At 63.9% G+C, this 19,372-nt stretch carries 16 protein-coding genes and 3 tRNA genes; 15 read left to right on the top strand and 4 right to left on the bottom strand.

Translation table 11 applies throughout. The features are described from left to right. The first annotated feature begins 183 nt into the window (after positions 1 to 183). The 7 genes from AC1Q6X_RS27705 to kefC all read left to right on the top strand — a co-directional run bounded on the left by AC1Q6X_RS27705 (position 184) and on the right by kefC (position 8,012). Entirely contained in the window at positions 184 to 2,004 is a 1,821-nt protein-coding gene (locus AC1Q6X_RS27705) for a M14 family metallopeptidase (RefSeq protein ID WP_492498988.1), read from the top strand. Between the two features lie 61 nt (positions 2,005 to 2,065). Then, positions 2,066 to 3,211, top strand: a complete 1,146-nt coding sequence (locus AC1Q6X_RS27700; RefSeq protein WP_230504106.1) for an ankyrin repeat domain-containing protein — start codon at positions 2,066 to 2,068, stop codon at positions 3,209 to 3,211. 109 nt (positions 3,212 to 3,320) lie between these two features. Then, complete coding sequence (locus AC1Q6X_RS27695) at positions 3,321 to 4,472, top strand: MGDG synthase family glycosyltransferase (RefSeq protein WP_070289506.1); 1,152 nt, start codon at positions 3,321 to 3,323, stop codon at positions 4,470 to 4,472. An 8-nt stretch (positions 4,473 to 4,480) separates the two neighbouring features. Further along, positions 4,481 to 4,951 carry a hypothetical protein gene (locus AC1Q6X_RS27690; protein WP_230504102.1) on the top strand — a complete coding sequence of 157 codons (471 nt, stop codon included), beginning with the start codon at positions 4,481 to 4,483 and terminating at the stop codon, positions 4,949 to 4,951. Further along, positions 4,948 to 5,532 (top strand): dual specificity protein phosphatase family protein, encoded by a 585-nt coding sequence (locus AC1Q6X_RS27685; RefSeq protein ID WP_070220812.1) that lies wholly within the window; start codon positions 4,948 to 4,950, stop codon positions 5,530 to 5,532. Before AC1Q6X_RS27690 ends, AC1Q6X_RS27685 begins: the two co-directional genes overlap by 4 nt. Then, positions 5,529 to 6,113 (top strand): SRPBCC family protein, encoded by a 585-nt coding sequence (locus tag AC1Q6X_RS27680; protein WP_230504100.1) that lies wholly within the window; start codon positions 5,529 to 5,531, stop codon positions 6,111 to 6,113. Before AC1Q6X_RS27685 ends, AC1Q6X_RS27680 begins: the two co-directional genes overlap by 4 nt. Positions 6,114 to 6,197: 84 nt before the next feature. After that, positions 6,198 to 8,012 carry a glutathione-regulated potassium-efflux system protein KefC gene (gene kefC, locus AC1Q6X_RS27675; RefSeq protein ID WP_230504098.1) on the top strand — a complete coding sequence of 605 codons (1,815 nt, stop codon included), beginning with the start codon at positions 6,198 to 6,200 and terminating at the stop codon, positions 8,010 to 8,012. Positions 8,013 to 8,116: 104 nt separating this feature from the next. Here kefC and pepF read toward each other — a convergent pair whose 3' ends face one another. From pepF to AC1Q6X_RS27655, 4 genes are all read right to left on the bottom strand, one after another. After that, a complete protein-coding gene (gene pepF, locus AC1Q6X_RS27670) occupies positions 8,117 to 10,006 on the bottom strand; it encodes an oligoendopeptidase F (protein ID WP_230504096.1) in 1,890 nt (629 codons plus the stop codon). Positions 10,007 to 10,185: 179 nt separating this feature from the next. After that, complete coding sequence (gene ttcA, locus AC1Q6X_RS27665; protein ID WP_409028786.1) at positions 10,186 to 11,148, bottom strand: tRNA 2-thiocytidine(32) synthetase TtcA; 963 nt, start codon at positions 11,146 to 11,148, stop codon at positions 10,186 to 10,188. A gap of 5 nt (positions 11,149 to 11,153) precedes the next feature. Continuing rightward, positions 11,154 to 11,552 carry a dihydroneopterin aldolase gene (locus AC1Q6X_RS27660; protein ID WP_070220805.1) on the bottom strand — a complete coding sequence of 133 codons (399 nt, stop codon included), beginning with the start codon at positions 11,550 to 11,552 and terminating at the stop codon, positions 11,154 to 11,156. A 52-nt stretch (positions 11,553 to 11,604) separates the two neighbouring features. Continuing rightward, positions 11,605 to 12,393 carry an SDR family oxidoreductase gene (locus AC1Q6X_RS27655; RefSeq protein WP_070220803.1) on the bottom strand — a complete coding sequence of 263 codons (789 nt, stop codon included), beginning with the start codon at positions 12,391 to 12,393 and terminating at the stop codon, positions 11,605 to 11,607. Between the two features lie 74 nt (positions 12,394 to 12,467). Here AC1Q6X_RS27655 and AC1Q6X_RS27650 point away from each other — a divergent pair, with 74 nt between their 5' ends. The 8 genes from AC1Q6X_RS27650 to AC1Q6X_RS27615 all read left to right on the top strand — a co-directional run. Next, positions 12,468 to 13,619 (top strand): class I SAM-dependent methyltransferase, encoded by a 1,152-nt coding sequence (locus AC1Q6X_RS27650; protein WP_230504094.1) that lies wholly within the window; start codon positions 12,468 to 12,470, stop codon positions 13,617 to 13,619. Between the two features lie 149 nt (positions 13,620 to 13,768). Continuing rightward, on the top strand, positions 13,769 to 14,854 hold the full coding sequence (locus AC1Q6X_RS27645; protein ID WP_230504092.1) for a J domain-containing protein: 1,086 nt from the start codon (positions 13,769 to 13,771) through the stop codon (positions 14,852 to 14,854). 63 nt (positions 14,855 to 14,917) lie between these two features. Continuing rightward, positions 14,918 to 16,513: a DUF3369 domain-containing protein gene (locus tag AC1Q6X_RS27640; protein ID WP_070220797.1), complete on the top strand. Its 1,596-nt coding sequence runs from the start codon at positions 14,918 to 14,920 to the stop codon at positions 16,511 to 16,513. Positions 16,514 to 16,646: 133 nt separating this feature from the next. Further along, complete coding sequence (locus AC1Q6X_RS27635; protein WP_230504090.1) at positions 16,647 to 18,293, top strand: response regulator; 1,647 nt, start codon at positions 16,647 to 16,649, stop codon at positions 18,291 to 18,293. 232 nt (positions 18,294 to 18,525) lie between these two features. Then, positions 18,526 to 18,610 (top strand) — tRNA-Tyr (locus AC1Q6X_RS27630). A gap of 63 nt (positions 18,611 to 18,673) precedes the next feature. Continuing rightward, positions 18,674 to 18,747: transfer RNA gene (locus tag AC1Q6X_RS27625), tRNA-Gly, on the top strand. A gap of 43 nt (positions 18,748 to 18,790) precedes the next feature. Continuing rightward, a tRNA-Thr gene (locus tag AC1Q6X_RS27620) sits at positions 18,791 to 18,865 on the top strand. Between the two features lie 88 nt (positions 18,866 to 18,953). Further along, positions 18,954 to 19,372: GTP-binding protein (locus tag AC1Q6X_RS27615; protein WP_230504087.1), on the top strand; the 419-nt coding region annotated here is incomplete at its 3' end.

The raw sequence follows: 19,372 nt of genomic DNA, 5'->3' as shown, positions 1-19,372 counted from the left end.
TGCGTCGAAACCCTTGTTCCATCGGACACTCCTTCTCTGTAACGAAAAAGTGTCAACTTATTCCAGGACGGGTCAAGGTAAATAGAAAAGCCGGGAGCGCATATTGCTATCCTGGCTTTTATTTTTTTCGCTTATTTAGCCATATAATCCCCCGCTTCCCATCTGCCCGCTGGAGCCTCCCCCATGCTACGCCTCGCCCTGCTGTCCGCCGCCATATTGTCCGTCTTTGCCTCTCCCGCCCAAGCCGGCGCGCCGTTGACCACGGTGGCCGAACGCTCGGGCTTTGTCAGCACCGGCCGCTATGCGGAAGTGGAAGCCCTGTGCCGCCAGTTCCAGGCGCGCTATCCGAAGCAGGTGCGCTGCGTGGAATTTGGCCGCACGCCGGAAAACCGCCCCATGCTGGCGCTGGCCGTCTCCAACACGGGCGCGCTGACGCCGGCCGAGGCGGCGCGCCGCAAGCTGCCCGTGCTGCTGGTGCAGGGCGGCATCCATGCGGGCGAAATCGATGGCAAGGATGCGGGCTTCCTGGCCTTGCGCGAAGTCTTGGAGGGCAAGGCGGCGCCCGGCGCGCTGGATAAACAAGTGCTGCTGTTCGTGCCCGTCTTCAATGTCGACGGCCACGAGCGCTTCGGTGCGTGGAACCGTCCGAACCAGCGCGGCCCCGTGGAAATGGGCTGGCGCAGTACGGCGCAAAACTACAATCTGAACCGCGAATACATGAAGGCCGATACGCCCGAGATGCAGCACATGCTGGCGCTGGTGAACGCCTGGGATCCGCTGGCCTATGTCGACTTGCACGTCACCGATGGCGCGCAGTTCGAACCCGATATCTCGATCCAGGTCGAACCCGTGCATGCGGGCGACGCGGCCCTGCGCGTGGCCGGCACGGCCTTGCGAGATCAGGTCCTGGCCGACCTGGCCAGGCAGGGCTCGGACCCGAAACCGTTCTATATTTCGTTTGCCGAGAACGACAATCCGCAATCGGGCTTTGTCGATTCGGCGCCGAATCCGCGCTTCTCGCATGGCTATTTCCAGCTGCGCAACCGCTTCGGCATGCTGGTGGAAACCCATTCGTGGAAGGACTATCCGACCCGCGTGCGCATCACGCGCAACACCATCGTCTCGCTGCTGTCGCAAGTGGCGCAGCATGGCGCGCAGTGGCGGCAAACGGCGCTCGAGGCGGACGCGCGCGCCGCGCAGCTGGCCGGCGCCACCTTGCCGCTCACGTATAAAACGACGGACAAGAGCCGCATGATCGCGTTTCGCGGCTACGCCTACACGCGCACGCCATCCGAGGTGTCGGGCGCGCTGATGACGCGCTACGATGAAACCACGCCGCAGATCTGGAACGTGCCCCTGCGCGACGAGATCGTGCCCGACCTGCAGCAGGCTGCGCCCAAGGCCGGCTACCTCGTGCCCGCCGCGCAGGCGCAGATGGTGGCGGCCAAGCTGCGCCAGCATGGCGTGTCGTACCAGGTGCTGGCCACCGCGCCCGGCACGCTGCCCGTCGAAACCTTCCGCGCCACGCAGGTGAAATTCGGCGCGCAGTCGTTCGAGGGGCGCCAGACGGCGGCCGTGCAGGGCGAGTGGCAGAAAGAGGAGCGTCCGGTCGGTGCAGGTGCGCTGTACGTGCCCGTCAACCAGGCCAAGGCGCGGCTGGTCGTGGCCCTGCTCGAGCCGCGCGCGCCCGATTCCCTGCTGGCCTGGGGCAGTTTCAATACGGCCTTCGAGCGCAAGGAATACATGGAAGAATACGTGGCCGAAGATGTGGCCCGTGCGCAGCTGGCGGCCGATCCGGCGCTGGCGGCGCAGTTCCACGAAAAGCTGGCCAGCGACCCCGCGTTTGCAAAAAGCCCGGCCGCGCGCCTGGAATTCTTCGCCCGCCGCCACGCTTCCTGGGATGAGCGGCTGAATCTGTACCCGGTGCTGCGCACGGATGTCGCGCCGGCCGGCATGGCATCGCCGCCTGCGCGCACACCGAAGTTGTCAAATCGCGCAGATTAATCGAAAGAAAATGCTATTCTCCGCACGATGAGGGCGCCGCCACCACGAGCAGAGACGAAGAATGGGTCACAGCACACTGTACAACCAGCACCGGGAAGCGTTTTTTCGCGTCTGCGACGCCGTGGGCGAGAATCAGGTGGAGCAGGTGCGCAGCCTGCTCGAGGCCACGCCGCTGCTCTCGACCTTGCGCCGCTACAACATGGATGACGGCGAATCGTTGCTGCATCTGGCCGCCGCCAGCGGCAGCCGCGAGGTCTGCGCCCTGCTCGTGTCGCTGGGCATGGACATCGATTTGCCGTTGCCCGGTTACCGCAACCATACGCCGCTGAGCGAGGCGGCCGGCCATGGCCACGTCGACACCTGCCGCTGGCTGCTCGACCATGGCGCCGCCGTCGATGGCTTGCCGGACAATATCTTGTCGCCGCTGGACAGCGCCTGTGTGGACGGCCATCAGGACGTGGTTGCCCTGCTGCTGCAGCGGGGCGCCAATCCGAACCGCCTGCATACGCGCTGGAACCAGGCGCCGGTCGATATCGCCGCCGGCTGGGGCTTTCCCGCTATCGTCCAGATGCTCGCCACCGCCGGCGGCGTCAGCATACTCGACGTGCCGCAGCAAGCGGCCGCCTCGCCGCAGGATGTCATCCGCACCTTCATGCACCATAGCGCCGGCTGGGTATTGCCAGCGGTGTTCAGCCCGGACAGCGGCGACGCGCGCTTTTCGCTGGGGATCAGCTGCATCGGCGGCAAGCGCGAATTCAAGCTGTTGTTTACGGTTGGCCTGTTCCAGCAATCCCCGATGACCGAACTGGCCGTCTGCCTGCCGACGCGCTGGCCGCTGACCGTACACGGCTTTGCGGAGCACAGCCCATGGCGCTTTCCCGTGGCGCTGCTGGCACGCCTGGGACGGCGCACGCTCGACCAGGCCAGCCTGGCGGCGGGCGAGCTGCTGCGGCGCGACGATCCTTATCTGGCGGACCTGGCGTGGCCGGACGGCGTCGATGCGCTGCTGGCCATCGACAAGCGCTGGAACCCCGAGCCGGAGGAAGACGACGTTGCCGACGATGACAAGGTCACCATCTATCTGCTGGTGCCGGTGGCGTACACAAAGAAAGGCGCGCCCGGCGCCAGCACCTTGCCGGCCTTGATGGAGCGCAAGCTCAAAGGCAGCTGGAAAGTGTCGGCCTTGCCGTTTGCCATCCCACGCTAGCGCGCACGGCAGTAACGAGATGCGCACGATCAATCAGATTCAATTGGGGAAATGTTATTCTTTCGATCTTCCGCGCCAGCGGCCAGCTGTTCCATTCACCGGTTTCCCCATGACAGAAAAAAAACAGAAAAAAATTCTCTTGTTGAGCGTTTCGGCCGGCGCCGGCCACCTGCGCGCGGCGCAAGCCATCGAGGCATATGCCGGCCTGGAGCAGCACACCGTCGCCAGCCATCTCGACGTGATGGATTTCGTCACGCCCGCATTCCGCAAGCTGTATACGGATTTTTATATCAAGCTGGTCAACAAGGCGCCCGCGCTGTGGGGCTATCTGTACCATGCCACCCACGACGCGCCGCGCGACAGCTCGATGCAGCGATTGCGTCGCGCCGTCGAGCGCCTCAACACGCGCGCGCTGATGGCGCAGATCGCCGCCTTCCAGCCCGATGCGATCATCTGCACGCATTTCCTGCCGGCCGAACTGCTGTCGCGCGCGCTGCGCCAGCAGCAACTGGCCTGCCCGGTGTGGGTACAGGTCACCGATTTCGACTTGCACCGCATGTGGGTGCATGAGCAAATGCAGGGCTATTTTGCCGCCACCGACGAAGTGGCGTTCCGCATGCGCCACGAAGGCATCCCCGCCGAGCGCATCCACGTGACGGGCATCCCCATCATGCCCGCCTTTGCGCAGGCGCCCGGTCGTGCGCAGTGCGCGCAGGCGTTTGGCCTCGACCCGCGGCGCACGACGATTCTGCTGATGGGCGGCGGAGCGGGACTGGGCAGCCTTGAAACGGTCGCCGCGCGCCTGCTGGCCTTGCCGGGCGACTTCCAGCTGATCGTGCTGGCAGGGAAAAACGCGGCCGCACTGGCGGCGCTGCAGGCGCTGGCCGGCCAGTATCCGGGCCGTCTGCTGGCGCAAGGCTTTACCAGCGAAGTCGAGCGCCTGATGGCGTGCGCCGATCTGGTGATCACCAAGCCGGGCGGGTTGACCACGTCCGAATGCCTGGCCCTGGGCTTGCCCATGATCGTCAACTCGCCGATTCCCGGGCAGGAAGAGCGCAATGCCGACTATCTGCTGGAGCAGGGCGTGGCCCTGAAGGCATTCGATGCCGTCACCCTCGAATACCGCGTGCGCCTGTTGCTCGATCATCCGGAGCAGTTGCAAGCGATGCGCGCAAAAGCGCTGGCCCTGGGCCGTCCGCGCGCCGCCATCGACGTGCTGGCGCAGGTGCTGGCGCCGAGCGTGACGCCGGAGCCGGCGTGACGGGCGCCGTGGCAAAACCCTGGCAGATCGCCCTGACGCTGGCCTGGGTGGCCCTGCTGGGACTATTCTTCGCGCAGGTGGAAATCCAGATCGAAGGGGCGGCCGGCTGGGCCGCGAACCTGCCCACCTGGCGCATCGAAAGCCATTGGCTGCTCGATATCTTCTGGGGCGGGCGGCCGATGACGGGCTACCATGCCTGGGTGTTTCCCTTCATTGCCCTGTTCTTCCATTTCCCCATGCTCTTTCTGGCGCAATGGTCGCCGCGCCTCGAGTGCCGCGCCATCGGCTGCATCATGCTGTTCTGGATCATCGAGGATTATCTGTGGTTCGTGCTCAATCCCGCCTATGGCGTGGCGCACTTCAATCCGGCCCACATCGCCTGGCACAAGCACTGGCTGTGGTGGGCGCCGACCGACTACTGGGTATCGCTGCTGCTGGCTGGCGTGCTGCTGTGGTTTTCATACAAGAGGAAGTCATGACCTTATCGCCCTTGCCGCATCTTTTGCTGCTATTCCTGGCCCTGGCGGCCGGTTCCGCCGGCGCGCAAGCGCCCGGGGCGCCCGAGCGCAATGCCGAGTGGGCGACGCCGCTGCCGCACGTGTCGAACCTGCACCAGGTCACCCCCGTCCTGTACCGCAGCGCAAAGCTCGACAGCGCCGACGTGGCCCAGCTGCAGACGCTGGGCGTGAAGACGGTGATCAGCCTGCGCTCCTTCCACTCCGACACGCAGGTGCTCGATGGCAGCGGCATCCGCGCCGTCCGCATTCCCATCAATACCTGGGCCATCCGCGACAAGCATGTGATCGAGACCATGCGCAGCATCCGCGCCGCCGAACAGCAGGGACCCGTGCTGCTGCACTGCCTGCACGGCGCCGACCGCACGGGCCTGATGGCCGCCATGTACCGCATGCTGTACCAGGGCTGGCCGCGCGCGAAGGCGATCGACGAGTTGAAAAATGGCGGTTACGGCTATCACGCCGTGTGGAAAAATATCGAAAGCTACCTCAAGCGCGTCGACGTGGCGGCGCTGCGCGCACAGATCGAACAGGAAAAACCATGAAGACCCTGCTGTTCGCACTGGCCGCCTGTTCCGCCTGTTATCCGCTGGCCACCCTGGCGGCCACGCCTGCGCTCGATGTGCGCGATGTCAGCAAAGCCGGCATGCCCGGCAAGACCTTTGCCGCCACGACCAGCATGCCGGCCAGCGTGGCCACCGTCTGCGCGGCCATCCAGGATTTCGCCGGCTATCCGCAGTTCATGCCGAACGTGGACAAGATCAAGGTGACGGCCGCCGGCGGCGGCGCCTCGCTGGTCGACGTCACGCTCAAGCTGCCGATGGGAAAAATCAAGCAATACCGCCTGAGAATGACGCCCAAGGTGCTCGACGCCAGCTGCAGCCTGGCCTGGAAGCTGGTGCCGATGGAGGGACTGAAGGTGGAGGACACCATCGCCGACACCAGCGGCTACTGGCAGCTGTCGCCGGATCCGCTCGATGCGGGCGCTGCCGCCGTCAGGTACCAGGTGTACACGGATCCGGGCCCGGTGCCGATGGGCCTGGGCTGGATCGTCGACAGCATGAGCCGCGACAGCATCCCGAAAATGTTCGACGCGCTGCGGGCGCGGGTGGCCGCGCGCAAATAGCCGGCGTGGCGGAGCAGCCACTTCACGCGGGCGCGCCACTTCAGGCATGATGTCGTTTCATCCACACATCCGCCCGGAATCCGCATGGAACACCACAGCTTTCTCATCAACATACTGTTTTACCTGGTCGCCGCCATCATCATGGTGCCGCTGGCCAAGCGTCTGGGCATGGGCGCCGTGCTCGGTTATCTGGTGGCCGGCGTCGTCATCGGACCGTGGGGCCTGGGCCTGATCAAGAATGTCGAGGTGATTCTCAGCTTTTCCGAGTTCGGCGTGGTGCTGCTGCTGTTTTTGATCGGACTGGAGCTCGAGCCCAGGCGATTGTGGCTGCTGCGCCGGCCCATCTTCGGCTGGGGCGGGGCGCAGGTGGGCGTCGTCAGCGCGGGCTTGTGCGCCGTGGCCATGGCCTTCGGCGTGGACTGGCGCACGGCGCTGGTCGGTGCGCTGGGGCTGTCGCTGTCGTCGACGGCCATCGTGCTGGCCACCCTGGGCGAACGCAAGCTGATGAGTACGCCGGCCGGTTCCGCCGGCTTTTCCATCTTGCTGTTCCAGGATATCGCCGCCATTCCCATGATCGCGCTGGTGCCGCTCTTGGGCGGCCTGGTCACGCATAGCGGCGAACCGGGCTGGCTGCGCGTGGCCAAGCTGGCCGCCGTGCTGGCCGCCCTGGTGATCGGCGGGCGCTTCCTGGTGAACCCCATCCTGCGCTTCATCGCCAAGACGGACTTGCGCGAAATCTTCACGGCCTTTGCCCTGCTGCTGGTGATCGCCATCTGCGTGCTGATGGAATCGGTGGGCTTGTCGATGGCGCTGGGCACCTTCATGGCGGGCGTGCTGCTGGCCGATTCCGAATACCGGCATGAACTCATTTCCGACCTGGAACCGTTCAAGGGTTTGCTGCTGGGCCTGTTCTTCATCGCCGTGGGCATGTCCGTCGATTTCGGCGTGCTGCGCGCCCAGCCGCTGCTGATCCTGGCCCTGGTGGCGGGGCTGCTGGTAGTCAAGATCGGCTTGCTGTATGTGTTGTCGAAGTTTTTCGACATTCCCCGCGGCCAGCAGCTGTTTTTTGCGCTGCTGCTGTCGCAGGGGGGCGAATTCGCTTTCGTCGTGTTTGCCGCCGCCGAGGCCGCGCATGTGTTTGCGCCGCAGACGGCCGCGCTGCTGGTCGTGGTGGTGACCCTGTCGATGGTGGCCACGCCCTTGCTGCTGCTGGCGCACGACAAATTCGTCGCGCCGCGCCTGCAAAGCGAGAAGAAGCGCCGTCCCGACGACCATATCGAGGCGCAGGACAACCCCATCGTCATCGCCGGCTTCGGCCGCTTCGGCCAGATCATCGGCCGCCTGCTGGCGGCCAACAAGATCGGCGTGACAGTGCTCGACCACGACCCGGATCAGATCGAACTGCTGCGCAAGTTCGGCTTCAAGGTGTTTTATGGCGACGCCACGCGCGTGGACCTGCTGGTGGCGGCCGGCATCGAGAAGGCGAAGGCGCTGGTGATCGCCATCGACAATGTGGACGACAGCCTGGCCCTGGTCGACGCCGTGCGCCTGCGCCTGCCCGAGCTGACGATCCTGGCGCGCGCGCGCAACGTCACGCATTACTATGAATTGATGAAGCGGGGCGTGACCCTGATCGAGCGCGAGACGTTTGCCGCGGCCCTGTTGCTGGGCGAGCAGACCTTGCAGCAGGTGGGCTTCAGCGCCGAGCGGGCGCAGCGCGCGGCCGGCATCTTCGGCCGGCATAACCTGAAAACTTTGCTGGAAGTGGCGCCGCACTTCCAGGACCAGCAAAAAGTCATGTCCCTCACGCGCCAGGCGCGCGAGGAGCTGGAAGACATGTTCGAGAGCGATGCGGCCGCGTTTGCCTCGGAGCAAGCAGAAAATGGTAGGTCGGATTAGCGCGCAAGCGCGTAATCCGACAACATTGTTGGCGCTGAACGTGGTGGTGTCGGCTTACGCGCTTTGCGCTAAGCCGACCTACGCCTCCTACGCCTCGTCCCGGCTTACTTCCCCCGCTTCGCTTCAATCGCCTCGATCTGGTCCATGATGCCGTTCATGCGCGCCGCCAGCGCCTGGTACGGTTTCGGCGAGGCCAGGTCGACGCCGGCCGCCTTCACCAGATCGTAGGGGTAGGCCGAGCCGCCCGCACTGAGCATCTTCAGGTAGGCGGCCAGCGCGCCCGGTTCCTTGTCGAGGATGCGCTGTGCGAAATCCTGCGCCGCCGCGATCGAGGTGGCGTACTGGAACACATAGAAGCCGTGATAGAAATGCGGCACATACGCCCATTCCAGCGCGTAGGCGGGGTCGATGGTCATGACGCCCTGCGCTTCGCCGTGGTAGCGCTTGAGGATATCGGCATAGATGGCCGTGATTTCTTCGCCCGTCAGCGACGCTCCCTTGTCCACCTTGCCGTGGATGGCCGCCTCGAATTCGGCGAACATGGATTGGCGGAAGAAGGTGCCGCGCAGGTTTTCCAGCGCCGCGCCCAGGTACAGCAGGCGCTCGTCGTCATCCTTGGCCTGCTTCAGGCGCGCGTCGAGCAGCAGCGCCTCGTTCGTGGTCGAGGCGATTTCCGCGACAAAGATGCTGTACGGCGCATAGATCGACGGCTGCGCCTTGTTGGCCAGCACCGAGTGCATGGCGTGGCCCCATTCGTGCGTCAGGGTGCTGACGGCTTCGTAATTGTCCGTGTAATTGAGCAGCACGAACGGATGCACGTCATACGCGTCGCCATTCATGTAGGCGCCCGCCACCTTGCGCGGACGCGGATACACATCCATCCAGCGCGCGTCCACGGCGGCAGTGAGCGCCTTGACGTAGTCGGGGCCCAGCGGCGCGGCGGAAGCGAGCATCATCTGCTTGCCTTCGGGCAGCGGGAAGGTGCGCTCGCTTTTCAGCAGCGGCGCATACACGTCGTAGTACGCCAGGTCCTTGATGCCCAGCATGCGCGCGCGCAGCTTGAAGTAGCGGTGCAGGGTGGGCAGGTTGGCGTTGGTTTGCGCGATCAGGGTCTGGTAGACGGCCGGCGGCAAGTTGTCGGCATCGAGCGCGGCGCTTTGCGAATCGGCGTAACGGCGCACCTTGGCATACGCGGCATCCGTTTTCAGCTGGCCGTACAGGGTTTCGCCGAACGTGCGTTCGTACTCTTTCCACTTGCCGAAGAAGGCGTCGAACACCCGCTTGCGGTCGGCGCGGTTGTCATCGCCCCGGTATTTCGTGTACGCCGCCTGGTCGAGGCGCACTTGCTTGCCGTCCGACAGTGTGACGGTCGGCCACGGGATTTCCGCGTTGGCCAGGGTGCGGTAGACGCTGGCGGCCGAGCTTGTTGCCAGGCCGAACTGCGCCACCAGCTGTTCGCCGGCCGCGTCGAGCGTGTGCGGCGCGCTGCGCAGCATGTTACTCAATTGAAAGCGGTACAGCTGCAAGCCCTTGTCTTTCGCCAGCATGGCATCGATGCGCTTGCTGCCCAGGGCGAGGATTTCCGGCTGTAAAAAGGTCGCCGCCTGGGTGAACTCGTTGCCCAGCAGGGCGGCGCGCTGGTTCAGCTGGTTGCCCTTGCTGTCGCCCGTATCCTGGTCGTAATACTGCGCCGCATAGGTATACAGCGTGTTGACGCGCTTGCGCGCATCGGCGTACAGGTCCAGGCAGCTTTTCAGGCGGGCCGGCGAGCCTCCCAGCTGCCCCTTGCAGCCGCCCAGTTGCTGCAGCTGGGCCGACAGTTTTTTCGCGTCGGCGTCGAATGCGGCGTCGTTTTGATACAGCGCCGTCAAATCCCAGCGGTCGGCCTGTTTGTCGGTCTGAGCGGGGGCTGGCGCAGGAGCGGCAGAGGCGGTGGCGAGGCTGAGGGCCAGCAGGGAGAACAGCAGGGGGCGCTTGAGTGCGGATGGCGTCATGGTTCATTCCAGTGAGGTTGTCGGAAGAATGCGTGCTGACCGCCGGGCAGGGACGTGCGCGTGACACACCGCGTACCGGCAGAGTTACCTACGGTACAGCAAATGAGGGGAGGGGGAAAGAGGCGGGGCGCCGCCACCTGGGCGGTGGCGGCGAAACAACACGGGCTGAGAACAGCCGATTACAGCGCTTGCAGCGGAATCGTGCCGAACGTGGTCGGCGTCGAGCACGGCTCTTCGTCGAAGGCGATGTCGCCCATGGGGTTGGCCACGCCGTCCGCCTTCAAGTCCTTGAAGCCGAACAGCTTCGGATCCATCAGGTGCGATGGCGCCACGTTCGACAGGGCCGAGAAGATGCTTTCCACGCGGCCCGGGAATTTCTTGTCCCATTCGCGCATCAAGCCCTTGATCTGCTTGCGCTGCAGGTTTTCCTGCGAACCGCACAAATCGCATGGAATGATGGGGAAGCCCTTGACTTCCGCATAGCGCTGCGTGTCTTCTTCCTTCACATACGCCATCGGGCGGATGACGATGTGCTTGCCGTCGTCCGATTGCAGCTTGGCCGGCATGCCTTTCAGTTTGCCGCCGAAGAACATATTCAGGAAGAACGTTTCCAAAATATCATCGCGGTGGTGGCCCAGGGCGATCTTGTTGGCGCCCAGCTCGTCGGCCACGCGGTACAGGATGCCGCGGCGCAGGCGCGAGCACAGCGAGCAAGTCGTCTTGCCTTCCGGGATCAGGCGTTTGACGATGCTGTAGGTATCCTGGTTTTCGATATGGAAGGCCACGCCCAGTTCCGTCAGGTAGGCGGGCAGGATTTCCGGCGGGAAGTTCGGCTGCTTCTGATCCAGGTTGACGGCGACGATATCGAAGTGAATCGGCGCACGCTCGCGCAAGGTCATCAGGATGTCCAGCAGGGCATAGCTATCCTTGCCGCCCGACAGGCACACCATTACCTTGTCGCCGTCTTCGATCATGTTGAAGTCGCCGATGGCCTGGCCGACCAGGCGGCACAGGCGCTTGTGCAGCTTGTTGTTTTCCAGGGCGATCTTTTCCGCCTTCTTGCGCGCCAGTTTCTGCGCTTCCACATTGGCCGGGAATTCCACGGCCGTCGTCGTCGTTTCCAGCACGGCGGTGTTGCTCATGTTGTTCATGCTTCATCCTTGATCTTGAATACTTCCACGCCCACGCCTTCGCAGTCGGGATACACGTCCGGTTTCATGCTCGACACGCGCGCGGCGCGCACGCGCGGGTGGGCCAGCATGGCGGCGAGCACGTCGTCGACCAGGCTTTCCTGCAGCTGCACGTGGCCTTGCGCCATGCGCCTGGCGATGGTTTCGCGCATGAAGTCGTAATCGACCACCTCTTCCAGCTGGTCATCCTTGGGCGTCGACAGGGCCAGGGGAATGTACAGGTCGACGTTGATGAGGACGCGCTGCTCGCCCTTTTTTTCGAAGTCGTAGACGCCGATGTTGATGAGGACTTCGTAATTGCGCAGGAACAGCCGGCGGCAATCAAGCAGGCGAGGGTGGGACAGGGCGGACGACATAGTTTTACCTTTTCGGGAATGCTGAATGCGGGTTGTTTGGCAGGGCTGCTGATTATTTGGTCAAAAACATGACGTCGCGCGGCAAGCCGATCAAATGCTGGCCGCCATCGACCAGCAGGGTCGTGCCCGTCAGCGCGCGCGCGCCGGCCACGTAACAGACGCTGTCGGCCACATCTTCGGGCGTGCTGGAGCGTCCTAGCGGCGTGTTTTCATGCGCCTTGGCAAAGTTCGCTGCCGTCTGCTCGCCGGAGACCATGGTGATGCCGGGGGCAATACCCACCACGCGCACTTTCGGCGCCAGCGCCTGGGCCAGCATGGTGGTCGCCGACAGCAGCGCCGCCTTGGACAGGGTGTACGACAAAAAATCAGGATTGAGATTGTACAGTTTTTGGTCCAGCAAGTTGATGACCACGGCTTGCCCGCCTGCCGGGGTGGCATGGTACAGCGCTTGCGCCAGCAGGATGGGGGCGGCCAGGTTGGCGTGCATGTGGGCGTCCAGGGCGGCGAAGGAAAAATCGCCCGCATTGTCGTATTCAAACAACGATGCGTTGTTGACTACGCAAGTGACGGGTCCCAGCGCCGCCTGTGCCTGCGGCAGCAGCTGGCGCACGGCGTCTTCCTGCGCCAGGTCGCAAGGGAATGCTTGCGCGCGGCGGCCCAGCGCCGTGATGTCCGCCACCAGGCTGAGCGCTTCATCGCGCGAGTCGCGGTAGTGGACGGCGATATCCCAGCCGTCGCGCGCCAGGCCCAGCGCGATGGCGCGGCCGATGCGGCGCGCCGCGCCCGTGACAAGGGCGACGCGGGGAATGCTGTCGAAGGGCGTTGTCGTTGCTTCAGTCATGTCTTTGCTATGGTTGAGATATTCGGTGGACGCCACACTGGCGGCATGCGCCGCCGATTCGCTACAATGCGGGAATGTCTCTTCCCGCACCCGATAGCGACGCGCTGGCCGCGTCCCATGCCTTGCAGCACCAGATTGCCGCCGAAATCGCGCGCAATGACGGCGCCATTCCTTTTGTCCGCTTCATGGAGCTGGCGCTGTACGCGCCTGACCTCGGCTATTACAGCGGCGGCGCCGCCAAGCTGGGCAAAGATGGCGATTTTACAACCGCGCCGGAGATTTCGCCCCTGTTCGGCGCCACGCTGGCCCATGTGGCAGCCGCTATTATGGCGCAAACGGCCCCGCGCATCCTCGAATTCGGCGCCGGCACGGGCAAGCTGGCTTTCGATATCCTGACGGAAGCGGCGAATGCCGGCATCGCTATCGAACAGTATGCGATCGTCGAATTGTCCGGCGAATTGCGCGCGCGCCAGGAGCTGGCGCTGGCCGGCTTCCCGCAGGTGGTGTGGCTCGACGGCTTTCCCGACAGTTTTGAAGGCGCCGTGTTCGGCAATGAAGTGCTCGACGCCATGCCCGTCAACCTGATCAGCAAGACACCCGCCGGCTGGTGCGAACTCGACGTCAGCATTGCCGACGGCCAGTTCGTGTTTGTCGAACGCCCTGCCGGCGCCGACGTGGCCGCGCAGATCGCCGCCCAGGTGCCGGACGCCGATGACTTGCCGGTCGGCTATGTCACAGAAATTCATGGCGTGGCCTGCGGCTTCATGCGCTCGCTGGCGCGCATGCTGACCAATGGCAAGGGCGGCGCGGCCGTGCTGTTCGATTACGGTTTTCCTGCGCACGAGTATTATCTGGACTTGCGCGCCACGGGCACCCTGATGTGCCATTACCGCCACCATGCCCACGCGGAACCGTTTTATCTGCCCGGTTTGCAGGACATCACGGCTCACGTGGATTTTACGGCCATGGCGGTGGCGGCGCAGGATGCGGGCCTCGATGTGCTCGCATACATGAACCAGGCGTCCTTCCTGCTGGGCTCCGGTATCGGCGACTTGCTGCTGCGCACCGACCCCGAGCAGGTCAAGACCTACCTGCCGCAGGCCAGCGCCGTGCAAAAGCTGGTGTCGCCGGCCGAGATGGGCGAATTGTTCAAGGTGCTGGCGGTGGGGCACCAGGTGGCGTTGCCGGAAGCGCTGTTGTCCAGTGACCGCAGTCACCGCCTGTAAGCGCGGTCAATATCAAGGCAGGGCCGTACCGCCCTGTAATTTCCGGTCCGCCGGTGGTTATTATCTTGTCATATCGTATATGATGACCGACACAGCACGGTTCCATCCTGCAAGAACCCGTCGCCGCGCACCGATTTCAAGATAGAACGATGGGAAAGATACATACACACTATGACAACCTGAAAGTGGCGCGCCTGGCGCCGCAGGAAGTCATACGTGCCGCGTATAAAGCCCTCAGCCAGAAATACCACCCCGACAAGAATCCCGGCGACGAAAAGGCCGCCCGCATCATGGCCATCCTCAACAGCGCCTATGGCACCTTGTCCGATCCGCAACGCCGCAAGGAACACGACGAATGGATCGCCGCCGAGGAGTGGGAAATCGAATGGCTGGAAAGCACCCACCACGAAGAAGGCAAGAGCCGCGATGGCCGCGCGAAAGGCCATGCCCAATCGCATGAGCACACCTGGGCGCAGGATGTGCCGCCGCCGAAGGGCAAGCCGCGGAGTGGGGCGCTGCCCATCTGGCGCAACTGGCGCTGGTGGCTGAGTTTGCTTGTCTGCCTGCTGCTGGGCTGGCTGGGCGCCTTGCTGATGCTCGATACCTCGCCGCCCGTGCCTGCCGCGCTGGCGTCGGCCTGGAGCGGGCTGGCCCGCGATGGCGCCAGGGTGCACCCGGACACGGCAACGGCGGAGAGCGCAGCTACGCCGCCGGCAAAAAACGAGGCGGTGGCTATCGATAGCTGGGCCGTGGGCAAGCCGTATGCGGCCGAGCCCGCGCAAGCGAAGGCGCCCGAGATCCGCGTGCTGGCCGTGGCGCAGCTGAGTCTGAAAGCCAGCCGGCCCGCCTGCGATGGCGCCAGCCAGGCCGAGTCGGCGGGGCTGGTGGCGCCGAATGGCGAGCCTTGGCCGGCGCGGTCCGGCTATGTCGATGGCTTCCCGATCGGCAACAAGGGCGATGAACTGAGTTTAACCATCGATAACAGCAGCAATACGGCGCCCGTCTTCGTCAAGCTGTATGACCAGGAGCGGCGCTCGAATGTGCGCTACCTGTATATCCTGGCCAATGACAAGCTGACCGTGGAGCAGCTCAGCGCGGGCAAATACGAAGTGCGCTACCAGGCCGTCGGGCCAGGCCAGGACAATTGCGGCGGTACTACGCGCAGCGGCGCCTCGATACCGGCGCCTGCCGCGGGAGAGGGTGGTACGCAGAATCCTGTTGTAAGCAGCATCTAATCTGATTATGCTTGATATGCGTCAACGCAGCGTCCACATCGAACTTATCCCTTAGGAGTATTCATGACCGACCTCAAAGCCGATGCAGATGATAACTGGCTGCTCGACGAAGATGAGCCGGTGGCCAGTCCAGCCGGGTTGGCCGCGCCCGACCAGCGCCTGTGGCGTGTGCTGATCGTCGATGACGACGTCGATGTGCATGCGGTCACGCGGCTGGCGCTGCGCAATGTCAGCTTCAAGGGCCGCGAACTGGAACTGTTTTCCGCCTACAGCGGCCGCGAGGGGTACGAGATCCTGCGCGACACGCCCGATATCGCGCTGGTGCTGCTCGACGTGGTGATGGAAACGGATGACGCCGGCCTGATCCTCGCCAAGCGCATCCGCGCCGACCTGAACAACTCCATCGTGCGCGTCGTGCTGCGCACGGGGCAGCCGGGCCAGGCGCCCGAGCAACGCGTCATCATCGAATACGATATCAACGATTACAAGGCCAAGACGGAGCTGACGACGCAAAAGCTGTTTACGACCGTTATCTCGGCCTTGCGCGCCTACGAGAGCCTGATGATGCTCGAGCGCAGTCGCATCGGCCTGGGCAAGATCCTCGCCGGCGCCACCAATCTGTACCAGATCCATTCCTTGCGCGAATTCGCTTCCGGCGTGCTCAACCAGGTTAGCGCCATCCTCGACGTGGGCGCCGACGGCGTGCTGTGCCTGATGCAGGGCGGCGCGGGGCGGCCCGAGGTGGTCGCCGCCACGGGCACCTATGCCGTGCTGGCCGAGGCGGAAGCCATGCCGGCCGACCACGCGCTCACGCCCACCATCGACAAGGCGTTCGCGGAAAAACGCAGCCAGTTCGAGCATCCGGCCAATGTGCTGTTCATCCACACGGAAGGCAACCGCGAGCTGGCCATTTCCGTCACGCCGCCGTGGCCGCTGGCGCAGATCCAGCGCGATCTGCTGGAAGTGTTTTGCCAGCGTATCGCGGCCGCCTTCGACAACCTGTACATGTTCGGCCAGCTGCGCAAGGCGCAGGAAGCGACCGTCGTGGCGCTGGCCGACCTGGCCGAGTTCCGCGACAGCGACACGGGCGGCCACGTGCGGCGCGTGCAGCAGCTGTCCGACGCCATCGCCCTGCGCATCCAGCAGCGCGGGGTGTATGCCGACGAGCTCACGCCGCAGCTGCTCGACATGATCGGCCTGGCCAGCATCCTGCACGACGTGGGCAAGGTGGCCACGCCGGACGCCGTGCTGCTCAAGCCGGGCCGGCATACGGACGAGGAGCGGGTGCAGATGCAGCTGCACGCCAGCGTCGGGCGCACCATCCTCGAGCGTGCCGCCAACATGGTCGACGGCGTCAGCTACCTCACGTATGGCGCGCAGATTGCGGGCGGCCACCATGAACATTTCGACGGCGCCGGCTATCCGAACGGCCTGAAGGGACGCGACATTCCCTTGGCCGCGCGCATCGTTGCCGTGGTCGACGTCTTCGATGCCTTGCTGCATGAGCGGCCGTACAAGGAGCCGTGGCCGTATCCGCAGGTGCGTGAATACATCGAACAGCGCAGCGGCAGCCAGTTCGATCCGGAAGTGGTGGCGGCGCTGCTGGATCTGATCGACAACGAGCCGCAACTGTGGCATCCGGAGCGCGCCACCGCTTGAGCAGCAACTTCGTTGGCGTTTTTCGGCACGGCCCCATTCCCTTGCGCGCGGCGCCGTCATATACTCGGCAGCCTCATGCTGGCCGGCGCCACGCACCGGTGTGGCGCGCCGCGGAGTTTTCGGACATCACGACATGAAAGAACTCAAGGGCCTTAGCGCACTGATCATCGAGCCGCATCCGGGCATGCGCGCCAGCCTGCACAATATGCTCAACCTGTGCGGTCTGGCGAAGATCGACGACGCGGCCAGCTCGGGCCAGGCGATCCGCATGCTGGGCAGCAAATCGTATGATCTGATCCTGTGCGAATACGACCTCGGCGGCGGGCAGGATGGCCAGCAGATGCTGGAAGACTTGCGCCACCATAAATTGATGCACGCGTCGACCATGTTCTTCATGGTCACGGGCGAAGGCAGCTTCGCCAAGGTGGTCAGCGCCGTCGAGCTGTTGCCCACCGATTACATCCTCAAGCCATTTACCGCTGACAACATGCTCGAGCGCATAGCCCGCGCGCTCGACAAGCGCAATGCCTTCGTGCCCGTGTACGAACTGATCGACGTGGGCAATGAGCGCGCGGCGATCGCCGCCTGCACCGAGGGCGCCAGCCTGTACCCCCGTTACGCCACGGATTTCCTGCGCCTGCGCGCGGAGCTGCATTTGCTGCTGGGCGAGGCGGCCGATGCCGAACCGATCTACACAGCCTTATACGAAAGCAAGTCCATCGGCTGGGCGCGCCTGGGGCAGGCCAAGACGCAGTTCCTGCTGGGCGAGTACGAAGCGGCGCAGGGCACCCTGGAAGGGCTGCTGGAAAACAACAAGCGTTTTCTCGACGCCTATGACTGGCTGGCGCGCACACATATGGCGCAAGGCAAGCCGGAACTGGCGCAGGCGGCCTTGAGCGAAGCGGTGGCCCTGTCGCCGCATGCCGTGCGCCGCTTGCGCCGCCTGGGCGAGGCGGCCCTGGCGGCCGACGATATCGACATGGCGGAAAAATCCCTGAAACTGGTGGTCAGCAAGGCCAAATATTCGGAATTCCGCGATCCGGAAGACCATGTGCGCCTGGTGCAGACCCTGGTGCGCAAGGGAGATCCCTTGCAGGCGGGCGCCGTGATCCGCGACCTCGACAAATCGATGGGCGGGCAAAAGAATGCGGAACTGTGCAGCGCCCTGTGCAGCGCCATGCTGCATGCGCATACGGGCAACGAGGAGCGCCTGCAGCAATCGCTCGACGCGGCCCTGGCCGCCAACCGTCACAGCGTGGGCAGCTCGAATACGCTGAAAACGGAGCTGGCGCGCCACTGCCTGGCGCACGGGCGCGAGGATGGCGCGGCCGAGGTGATGCGCGAAGTCATGCGCAATGCGCCCGACAGCGCGGCCATGACGCGCGCCATGGCCGTGTTCGAACAGGCGGGGCGCGAGGAACTGGCCAAGGCATTGGCGCGGCAAAGCCGCCAGGAAGTGGCCGACATGGTGGCTGCCGGGGCAGCCCGTGCGGGCGAGGGCGATTTCCGCGGCGCCGTCGATCTGATGGGCGAGGCCGTCACGCGCCTGCCCGACAATCCGCAGGTGGTCTTCAATGCGGCCGTGGCCGTGCTGAAATGCCTGGAGCACGAGGGCTGGGATGAGCGCATGGGGCAGCAGGCGCTGACTTTTATCGCCGGCGTGCGCCGCCTGGACCCGCGCAATCCCAAATTGCCCGTGCTGTCGGGCCTGCATCAGCAGTTGTTGCGTAAATACAAGCCCTTGGGCAATGCCTGGATGCATCCGCCTGACGCAAGGTAAGCGGGGAAATGCGGGGCAAATGACGAAAAAATGCGGCTTGCCGGCAGGGGCGATAAAAAAAATACGAAAAAAGCTGACTTTTTCGCGCCAACCCTTGCACATTCTCAAATCGGGAGCTTATAATCACGCCCCGAAGCAGCCAACTTCTTCTTTATACGCAAATGCAGCAGTCAGGCATCAGTAAATAAGGTTGACAGTTGTGAGTAGATGCTTCATACTCTGCGGTTCCCGCGGAGGGGTGGCCGAGTGGTTAAAGGCGACAGACTGTAAATCTGTTCTCTATGAGTACGCTGGTTCGAATCCAGCCCCCTCCACCAAGTTTTTGCAAGGAAAACTGGGTAGTAGCAAAAAGCAAGTGAAGATAAAGTGAACGATACCTCGCGGGTGTAGCTCAATGGTAGAGCAGAAGCCTTCCAAGCTTACGACGAGGGTTCGATTCCCTTCACCCGCTCCAGTTTCCGTTCAGATGCTTGATGCATCGCATGCAACAAATTACAGCCCTTGTAGCTCAGTGGTAGAGCACTCCCTTGGTAAGGGAGAGGCCACGTGTTCGATCCACGTCAAGGGCACCAGAATTCGCAGCAGGCAGCACAGAAGCAATTCAAACCAGACCGTCGGGCGTGTGCCTGAGCAATCTAATCAAATCATTAGGAGTTCAAAATGGCAAAAGGTAAATTCGAACGGACCAAGCCGCACGTCAACGTCGGCACCATCGGCCACGTCGACCACGGTAAAACCACGCTGACCGCTGCAATCGCAACGGTTCTGTCGAAGAAATTCGGCGGCGAAGCTAAAGCATACGACCAGATCGATGCGGCTCCAGAAGAAAAAGCGCGCGGTATCACGATTAACACCGCCCACGTCGAGTACGAAACGGAAACGCGTCACTACGCGCACGTTGACTGCCCAGGCCACGCCGATTACATCAAAAACATGATTACCGGTGCAGCCCAGATGGACGGCGCGATCCTGGTGTGCTCCGCAGCTGACGGCCCAATGCCGCAGACCCGCGAACACATCCTGCTGGCCCGCCAAGTTGGCGTTCCATACATCATCGTGTTCCTGAACAAGTGCGACCT

It is taken from the genome of Janthinobacterium sp. GW823-FHT06H09 (genome assembly GCF_058794735.1).
Note: the sequence above shows the minus strand (reverse complement) of the source record. Positions and strands in the feature narration are given on the sequence as shown.